Consider the following 7,009-nt stretch of genomic DNA (forward strand, 5'->3'; position numbering starts at 1 on the left):
AATACAAAAAAACCTTTCATCCATAAAGGGACGAAAGGTTAAACTTCGCGGTACCACCCAATTTGTCATAAAGACCAACTTTAACTCGTATGTAATACATACTTCCCGGTTTGTAACAGGCCGGATTCCCGTCTAAGTCTACTCTTGAATACAAGATTCAATTTCGGTTAGCAACTCCAAGGTGTTCTTCACATATACCGCCTCATCAGGCTCTCACCGTCCCTGACTCGCTTTGGATTATAGTATATACTACTTTTCCTTATCATCGTCTTTCATTTTGTTAAACTAAAATTAATGTACTACATTCGAGAGAAAGATGCAAGATGTCGGAAAATATATCGGCGATTTTTGTAATATATCGACTTACCGACATTTTCCGACAACCAATCCACTAAAAAAATTGCCGGAATAGATCCGGCAATTTCTTATTACTTACGTAACTCCGCACCAAATTTCTCTTCTACCGCTGTTAATACACGGTTATGTGCTTCTGTTACTTCTTCGTCTGTTAACGTACGCTCTGGATCGAAGTAGTTCATAGAGAATGCAAGTGATTTCTTGCCTTCTTCCATTTTTTCACCTTCGTATAAGTCAAATAGCGTTACGTCTTTCAGCAGTTCTCCACCAGCTTCAGCAATAACTTGCTTCATTTCGCCAGCTTTTGTTTCTTTCGTTACGACAACAGCCATGTCACGTGTCATAGATGGGAAACGTGGAATTGCTGAGTAGTAAGTTTCTTCTGCGTCTGCACCGAATACTTTTACAAGAGATAGTTCGAATACGAATGTATTTTTCACATCTAATTGTTTTTCTGCTTCTGGGTGCAATTGACCGATATAACCAATTACTTCGCCATCTAATACGATGTCAGCTGTACGCCCTGGGTGCATACCTTCACGTTTTGCTGGTGCATAAGTGATTTGGTTTGAAACGCCAAGTACGTCGAATAATCCTTCTAGTACACCTTTCACAACGAAGAAGTCTACTACTTTCTTCTCACCTTGCCATGCATGGTGAAGAGCAAGACCTGTCATAACACCTGCAAGATGTTGTTCTTCTTTCGGAAGTTCTCCATCTTCTGTTGGTAAGAAGATAGAACCTACTTCATATAAAGCAACGCTATCGTTTTTACGTGCAACGTTGTATGAAACTGCTTCTAACAATTGTGGCACTAGGCTTAAACGAAGTTGGCTGCGTTCTTCACTCATTGGAAGTGCAAGAGCTACAGGCGCTTTTTCGTTTGGCTCCACCATATATTGTTTCGCTTTGTCAGCGCTTGTTAATGAATATGTGATTGCTTCATATAAACCAGCACCTTCTAAGAAGCGACGTACTTTACGACGTTTCGTTTGCGCTGCTGTTAATTTACCACGTGTCATCGTTCCAGAAGGTAATGTAACCGGAATGTGATCATAACCGTATAGACGGCCCACTTCTTCTACTAAGTCTTCTGAAATTGTAATATCAGGACGACGTGCTGGTACATTCACGTGGAATGTTCCTTCTACTTCTGTGAATGGGAATTTTAAGTTTGTGAACATTGTACCCATTTCACTTGCAGAAATATTTGTACCTAATACACGGTTTACTTTTTCAGCAGTAACAGATACTGTACGCTCCTGTACTTGTAAGTTATCAACTTCTACTACACCTTCAAGCGCTTCTCCGCCAGCATATTTCGCCATTAAAGCGGCTGCGTGTTGAATTGCTTCAAATGTACGTGTTGGATCGATTCCTTTTTCGAAACGTGCACTTGATTCACTGCGAAGACCTAAGTCTTTTGATGTACGACGTACTGTTTGACCTGCAAAGTATGCAGACTCAATTAGAACGTTTACTGTCTCATTTGTAACTTCTGAATCCGCTCCGCCCATTACACCAGCAACAGCTAAAGCTTTTGTTCCGTTTGTAATTACAAGATGATGGTCTTGTAACGTACGCTCTTGATCATCTAACGTTTCAATTTTTTCGCCTTCTTTTGCAAGACGAACAACGATTTCTTTTGAACCTAATTTATCGTAATCGAATGCATGTAACGGTTGACCGTATTCCATTAAAATGTAGTTTGTAATATCAACTACGTTGCTAATCGGACGAATGCCAGCTGCCATAAGGCGAGTTTGCATCCACATTGGTGATGGACCAATTTTTACGTTCTTCACCATTTTTGCAATGTATAATGGATTTTCTTCTTTCGCTTCTACACTTACAGAAATGTAATCGGCAGTTTTTTCTGCTGTTTCTTGTAAATCGATAGCTGGAAGTTTTACTTCACGGCCGTAAATAGCAGCTACTTCATATGCAACCCCTAACATGTTTAAGCAATCTGCACGGTTTGGTGTTAAACCAAGCTCAAGTACTTCATCATGTAAGTTTAAAATTTCAAGTGCATCTGCACCAACTTCAGCGTCACTTGGGAAGATGAAGATACCATCTGCGTATTCTTTTGAAACTAACTTTCCATCAATGCCAAGCTCTTGAAGAGCACAAACCATACCGTGAGAAGCTTCACCACGTAGTTTTGCTTTTTTAATTTTGAAATTACCAGGAAGTACAGCGCCAACTTTTGCAACTGGTACTTTTAAACCTTTTGCAATGTTAGCAGCTCCACAAATAATTTGAACTGGTTCTTCTTCACCGATGTCAATTAAGCATTTGCTTAATTTATCAGCTTCTGGGTGTTTTTCACATTCTAATACGTGACCAACTACAACACCTTTTACACCTTTATTTAATACTTCAACACCTTCTACTTCAATACCACTTTTCGTGATTTTGTCTGCTAGTTCTTGTGCTGTTACATCTTTAATATCTACATACTCTTGTAACCAACGATATGATACGAACATACTTATCCTCTCCTTCCCTTACGCTCGTTTGAATTGTTGTAAGAAACGTACATCATTTGTATAGAAATGACGAATGTCATCTACGCCGTATTTCAACATTGCGATACGCTCTGCGCCCATACCGAATGCGAAACCTTGATATTCTTTCGAATCATAACCAGCCATTTCAAGTACGTTCGGGTGAACCATACCTGCGCCTAAAATTTCAATCCAACCAGTTCCTTTACAAGTGCCGCAACCTTTGCCATGACACATCATACAAGAAATGTCCATCTCTACAGATGGCTCTGTGAATGGGAAGAAACTTGGACGAAGACGGATTTCACGATCTTCACCGAACATCTTTTTCACGAATACTTGCAGTGTACCTTTTAAGTCACTCATGCGAATGTTTTTATCGATTACAAGACCTTCAATTTGCATGAACTGGTGTGAATGAGTCGCATCATCGTCATCGCGGCGATACACTTTACCAGGACAAATAATTTTAATTGGGCCTTTTTCTTTATTATTTTCCATCGTACGCGCTTGCACAGAAGATGTATGTGTACGTAATAACGTTTCTTCTGTAATGTAGAATGTATCTTGCATATCACGCGCTGGGTGATCTTTCGGTAAGTTTAATGCTTCGAAGTTGTAGTAGTCTTTTTCTACTTCTGTTCCTTCAGCTACTTCATAACCCATACCGATGAATACATCTTCAATTTGTTCAACAACAGCTGTTAACGGATGATGACAACCTGTTTCAACAGGACGACCTGGCAATGTAACATCAATTGTTTCATTAGCTAATTTCGCTTCGATTACTGCTTTTTCTAAATTACTAATTTTGTCGTCTAAACGAGTTTGAATCGCTTCACGTACTTCATTTACTAATGCTCCCATACGTGGACGCTCTTCTGCTGATAATTTTCCCATACCGCGTAATACTTCTGTAATTGGACCTTTTTTTCCTAAATACGCTACGCGTACGTCGTTTAAGCCTTTTAGCTCTTTCGCTTCTTCAATAAGCTCTAACGCTTTTTGCTTTAGCTCTTTTAAACGTGCTTCCATTTTGGAACCCTCCTAATTTTAAAAATAAAAAAACCTCGCTCCCAAAAAGGGACGAGGTAAATTCGCGGTACCACCCTAAATTGACAGAACATGTCTGCCCACTCATTAGTTATAACGATCAATTCTGACCGGAACGCCTTTACATTTACATGGTCCTGGCGTCAACTCCAGAGGTGAATTCACTTCCGTCTACCATAAGAATGCTTTCAGTCTACGGCATTCTCTCCCTATATGGCGATTTTGTAAGCTACTCTTCTCTATCAACGTTTTTCGTTATTTAACTTTTAATATAATGTACTTCAACTTATTATAAGAAGTTTTTTATTTGTTCGCAACTGGGCTTTGCAAATAATACGTTAAAATCCCTGCTGCAACTGCAACATTTAATGATTCTGCCCCGCCGTAAATCGGAATATACAAGTTTTGATCCGTTTTCGCAAGAATTTCTTGGCGTACGCCATTTCCTTCATTTCCTACAATTAATGCAAAACTACCAGCTGGTGTTACTTCACCATAAGGAACTCCATTTTCAAGAGCTGTTCCATATACAGGAACGTTATTTTCTTTTAGCTTGTCTACCCATTCTTCTAAGTTACCTTTTACAACTGGTAAGTGGAAAATAGAACCTTGTGTAGAGCGAAGCACTTTACTATTATATGCATCAACGCATCCTTCTCCAAGCACAACGGCATGAATACCGGCTGCATCAGCTGTACGAATAATTGTCCCTAAGTTACCTGGATCTTGCAAGCCATCCAATAAAAGAAATTTCCCATCAGCAAGAGCTACTTCCTTCTCATGCTTTTCACAAACAGCAAATACACCTTGCGTCGTTTCTGTTTCACGAAGTACTTTTACGATAGCTTCAGGTACGATATACATTTCTACATCATTAACTGTCCAATCTTTCGGAAGGTCTGTCTGATCTGAAACGATAAGTTCTGTTACAACTCCTGCTTTTAAAGCTTCCTCTACTAAATGGAATCCTTCTACAAAAAATAAACCTTTTTTATCGCGCTCTTTTTTCGTTTGCAGCTTTTTCCACTGCTTCACACGCGGATTTTGTACTGAATCAATGTTTTTCATAATATGTATTTCCCTCTCTTCTTGTCTTATCATTATAGCCTATTTTTCATACATATTTACATAAAAAAGAACAAAAACTAATGTCAGTTTCAATTCTGAAGAAGAGGTGAAAACAATGAGTTTTAATTTACGCGGTGCTGTATTAGCAAATGTATCTGGTAATACACAAGATCAATTACAAGAAACAATTGTCGATGCAATTCAAAGTGGTGAAGAAAAGATGCTTCCAGGTCTGGGTGTTTTATTTGAAGTCATTTGGAAAAATGCTGATGAAAATGAAAAGCACGAAATGTTAGAAACACTAGAGCAAGGATTAAAAAAATAAGCAATTTGAAAATCACCTTTGCATAAGCTAAGGTGATTTTTTTGCAGAAAATTTTTTCTTCTCCTAAACATTTCTACTTTACTAACGAACTATGATGGAGTACAATGTTCAAAATACATTTAAACCGATCGATTTTCTTTATAGACACCATTAGATAAAAGGAGTGAATGTTTTATGCACCGTATTACGCTTGAACAAATTTTTAAACACCACATTACACAAAAATACGTAAACCGTTCTGGAATGGTCCACGCGATCGCTGTCGCTTACCATGCGTTTCACTTAGCTAAAAAGCATCACGCCTCAGTCGATGCTGCTACAAAAGCTGGTTTCCTTCATGATATCGGACATCATACGTGGTACACAGGCGGCGAATGGGACTATGATTTATACAAAAAGAATGATATACACGCAATTAAAGGAGCAGAACGAGCTCATAAATTGCTTATTAGATTAGGAGAACATCCGAAACTAGCAAAAGAAATTTCTATCGCAATTCTTCTTCATACAGATTCTTTCTTAGTACAACAAGAAATTGAAAGAACATCTCTTCAAAACATTATTAAATGGGCAGACGAAGCAGATGAAGAACCGGGCGGAGCGCACCATTATAGAACAATTTCTTATGAAAAAGCATTAAAAGCTATTCAGCAGTTAGATCGATTAGTAGAGCGTGAATTGCAAATAGAGCAATCAAAATCAAATAACAAGGCAGAACATAGTTATCAATGAGAAAGAGGCATCACTATAGGGTGATACCTCTTTTATTATTTTATGGAAAATACACCTTTATATGTAATATTTTAATATTACACTCGAAAATAAAATGCTTTATAATCAAATATACAAATATAAAGAGGTGATTTTACATATGCAACCCGCTACACAACTTCCTTATGAAAAAAAATACTCTATGTCATGGTTACAATTTCTTGGAGTTTTATTCATTCTCTTTCCATGTCTCTCATTAATAAATATAATTCTTACATTTTTACCTATTGAGTTATATGGATACATTAACCCAAATACAAATAAATTTTTGCTTAATTCCATAGAAAATGTAAGTTATGAATTAGTTGCCTTACTTTTACTAATTGCATTTATCACGAAATATAAACCACTGAAAGAACTAGTATTACCTATATTCGATTTTCGAGTTTTAAAATCTTTTCGGATGTACATCTATGTTCTCATTTATTATGTAATCACCTTGTTTGTAGATATGTTTGTGCTAGATAAATTATTCCCTTCATCCATACAAGAACAGTCTAATGCATTACAACTTTCAACACTAGAGCACTATCCACTTCTCTTACTTCTAGCTGGTGGAATTTTTGCGCCTATTTTTGAAGAACTTATATGCAGAGGTATTTTTCTTCGTTTTTTTGAAGAAAAGTTTACTTTTTGGCCAGCTGCAATTCTCTCCAGTTTACTTTTCGGTATTGCCCATACGTATTCTGTAGGAATTATGGTTAGTGCATTTGTGACTGGAATTTTCGCTTGTTTATTGTACAAACAAACTAAATCTATTATTCCAGCTATAATATTACATATTTTGACCAACATAATTGCTTTTTTACCTTAAGAGGTTGTCCCAAAAGTAGCTGAATAGCTACTTTTGGGCAACCTCTTTCTTTACAGAAAATATAAAAAAGAATCGTCCATCTTTGATATAATTAAGTCACCACAACCAAAT

Annotated in this window: 6 protein-coding genes and 2 other annotated features; of the genes, 3 read left to right on the top strand and 3 right to left on the bottom strand. The window is 37.3% G+C overall.

Annotation, left to right across the window (positions count from 1 at the left end):
- Nucleotides 1-23: 23 nt before the first annotated feature.
- Nucleotides 24-275: a binding site (T-box leader), on the bottom strand.
- 153 nt (nt 276-428) lie between these two features.
- From pheT to ACTFSI_RS05245, 3 genes are all read right to left on the bottom strand, one after another.
- A complete protein-coding gene (gene pheT, locus ACTFSI_RS05235; protein ID WP_138321034.1) occupies nt 429-2,849 on the bottom strand; it encodes a phenylalanine--tRNA ligase subunit beta in 2,421 nt (806 codons plus the stop codon).
- An 18-nt stretch (nt 2,850-2,867) separates the two neighbouring features.
- Nucleotides 2,868-3,902 carry a phenylalanine--tRNA ligase subunit alpha gene (gene pheS / locus ACTFSI_RS05240; protein WP_044790621.1) on the bottom strand — a complete coding sequence of 345 codons (1,035 nt, stop codon included), beginning with the start codon at nt 3,900-3,902 and terminating at the stop codon, nt 2,868-2,870.
- Nucleotides 3,903-3,946: 44 nt separating this feature from the next.
- Nucleotides 3,947-4,175: a binding site (T-box leader), on the bottom strand.
- Nucleotides 4,176-4,223: 48 nt separating this feature from the next.
- A complete protein-coding gene (locus ACTFSI_RS05245) occupies nt 4,224-5,021 on the bottom strand; it encodes a TrmH family RNA methyltransferase (protein ID WP_033682110.1) in 798 nt (265 codons plus the stop codon).
- 82 nt (nt 5,022-5,103) lie between these two features.
- Here ACTFSI_RS05245 and sspI point away from each other — a divergent pair, with 82 nt between their 5' ends.
- The 3 genes from sspI to ACTFSI_RS05260 all read left to right on the top strand — a co-directional run bounded on the left by sspI (nt 5,104) and on the right by ACTFSI_RS05260 (nt 6,898).
- Nucleotides 5,104-5,313 carry a small acid-soluble spore protein SspI gene (gene sspI, locus ACTFSI_RS05250; protein WP_000009513.1) on the top strand — a complete coding sequence of 70 codons (210 nt, stop codon included), beginning with the start codon at nt 5,104-5,106 and terminating at the stop codon, nt 5,311-5,313.
- Nucleotides 5,314-5,487: 174 nt separating this feature from the next.
- Nucleotides 5,488-6,045: an HD domain-containing protein gene (locus ACTFSI_RS05255; RefSeq protein ID WP_000554791.1), complete on the top strand. Its 558-nt coding sequence runs from the start codon at nt 5,488-5,490 to the stop codon at nt 6,043-6,045.
- A 139-nt stretch (nt 6,046-6,184) separates the two neighbouring features.
- Entirely contained in the window at nt 6,185-6,898 is a 714-nt protein-coding gene (locus tag ACTFSI_RS05260; protein WP_001182105.1) for a CPBP family intramembrane glutamic endopeptidase, read from the top strand.
- Nucleotides 6,899-7,009: the final 111 nt, after the last annotated feature.

It is taken from the genome of Bacillus cereus group sp. MYBK101-2 (genome assembly GCF_051918845.1).
Classification (GTDB): Bacteria; Bacillota; Bacilli; order Bacillales; family Bacillaceae_G; genus Bacillus_A; species Bacillus_A paranthracis.